2 protein-coding genes are annotated in these 2,061 nt (G+C 36.7%); one reads left to right on the top strand and one right to left on the bottom strand.

The window, feature by feature from the left end; all coding sequences use genetic code 11:
* Positions 1-105 precede the first annotated feature (105 nt).
* Complete coding sequence (locus QZ334_RS08100) at positions 106-1,335, bottom strand: aminopeptidase (RefSeq protein ID WP_295233525.1); 1,230 nt, start codon at positions 1,333-1,335, stop codon at positions 106-108.
* 111 nt (positions 1,336-1,446) lie between these two features.
* On the opposite strand from QZ334_RS08100, the gene QZ334_RS08105 reads away from it, so the two are divergent.
* Positions 1,447-2,016: a helix-hairpin-helix domain-containing protein gene (locus tag QZ334_RS08105; protein ID WP_005386573.1), complete on the top strand. Its 570-nt coding sequence runs from the start codon at positions 1,447-1,449 to the stop codon at positions 2,014-2,016.
* The last annotated feature ends 45 nt before the right edge of the window (positions 2,017-2,061 follow it).

Below are 2,061 nucleotides of genomic sequence, written 5' to 3' on the forward strand. Positions count from 1 at the left end.
GTTTCATATGTAGTTTTCCAATATAAATTGATATCTACTAGAGACGTTAGACTAGACATATAGTTCTTTGCTGTCATCCAATTTATGATTGTTTTGTAGTTATGTTTATACTTGTAAACGACCATCAATCATAATGTCTACTTCTTGACCGTCACGAGTATAGCCTTTGATGTTCATACGTTCATGGCCAATCATAAAGTCTACATGTGTTAAGGAGTGGTTAAGGCCTCGTTCTTTTAATTCTTCTTCAGATAAACCATCACTATTTTTAAGGCATGTTGGATAAGAGGCACCAATTGCTAAATGGCAGGACGCATTTTCATCAAACAATGTTTCGAAGAAGATTTGGTTAGATTGACTAATTGGGCTGAAGTGATCAACTAAAGCAACTTCGCCGAGGTAGTGGGAACCTTCATCAGTTTCTACTAATTCTTTCAATACTTCATAACCTTCTTTGGCTGTATATTCAACGATTTTACCTTCTTTAAACGTAAAGGAGAAATCAGAAATAGTGTTGCCATGGTAAATTAAAGGTTTTGTACTGTATACAATACCATTAACACCATTGTATTGTGGAGCAGAGAAAACTTCTTCTGTAGGTATATTGGCATTGAAAATAGTACCATCTTTAGAGGATTCTTCACCACCTAGCCAAATATGACCTTCTGGCAATTCTAATAGGAGGTCAGTACCATTTTCACAAGTATAACGCAATGCCTTTAAGTCTAATTTATTCAATGCTTCACAGCGGTGACGCAATTTTGCCATATGATGACGATACGTATCTTTTGGTTCTACACCTTCAATGCGGCAAAGTTTCAATAATGTATCCCATAATTGGTTAATTTTTTCTTCGTCTGTACCTTTATAGCCTAATAAATCTGCCCAAAGAACTGTTGGTACAGAAGCAACACACCATGTAACAGAAGAGTTCATGATGGCTGTATGATAGAAGGATAACGCTTTATTTAAGTTACGAGATTGTAAGGAAATACGATCTGTTGGAATACCTTCTAAGGCTTTTGGATTAGCACTGATTAAAGATAAGAAGGCTGCCTTATCATCGATGTATTGTTTGTAGAATTCCGGTATCCAGTTAGCAGGTTTTTCTAAAACAGATTCTTTCGCATGTAATAAACGTTGACGGGCAATTGGGGAGCATCTCCAGTTCAGAACAACCTCCTTAGCACCAAGTTCATAAGCTTCTTCAGTAACAATCACTGCAAAGTCTTTATTTTCTACATCTACAGAAATAACTAATGTTTGGTCTTGCTGCAAGTTTACACCGTATTGTAATAATGTACGGGCATATTTTCTTAATGTATCTTGATTCATAATTTCTCCTTTAATTCGTCATCAATTGTTAAACTCCTGCTAGTGTGACCAATAGAGTCAGTGGTAGGAGTTTTATTTTTCATAGGGAAATCCTTCAGTAGGAGGTGCACTATGAAAGCTAAATTGAAGCCCTATATGATAATTATATTAATCCTATGTGTTTTAGTAGGAATTTGTTTCCTATGGCCTATTATAACAGATGATAGCGATTCTGTCCTAGTTGAAGGGGGTATAGATGGAAATTCTTCTATATCTACTGTAGAACAACAGCCTAATAAACCAATCGCTTATATAACAGGTGCAGTCGCTTCACCTGGTTTATATGAGCTTGAAAGCTCAGCTACTGTAGGTGATATTGTTAAGCTAGCAGGAGGACTATTACCCTATGCAGATGTAGAGTCGGTAAATATGGCTAAGCCAGTTACTGCAGGTGATCATATCCATGTAGTATTTAACTTTCACGGTAATCCTGAAGTGTTATTGCGTGGTAATAAGATAAACATAAACTCTGCCACTGCAAAAGAATTAGACTCTCTGCCAGGTATAGGCCCTGCCATGGCTAAAAGGATTGAAGAATATCGCTCACAAAAAGGCCCTTTTACTTCCGTTGAAGGCATCAAGGGGGTGAAGGGCATTGGTGACGGCGTATTTAAGAAAATTAAAGACAAAATCACAATTTAACAATCAAAATTATAATCACGAAGGTGCGGTTCTGCATACCAATAC

It is taken from the genome of Veillonella sp. (assembly GCF_019414865.1).
Classification (GTDB): Bacteria; Bacillota; Negativicutes; order Veillonellales; family Veillonellaceae; genus Veillonella.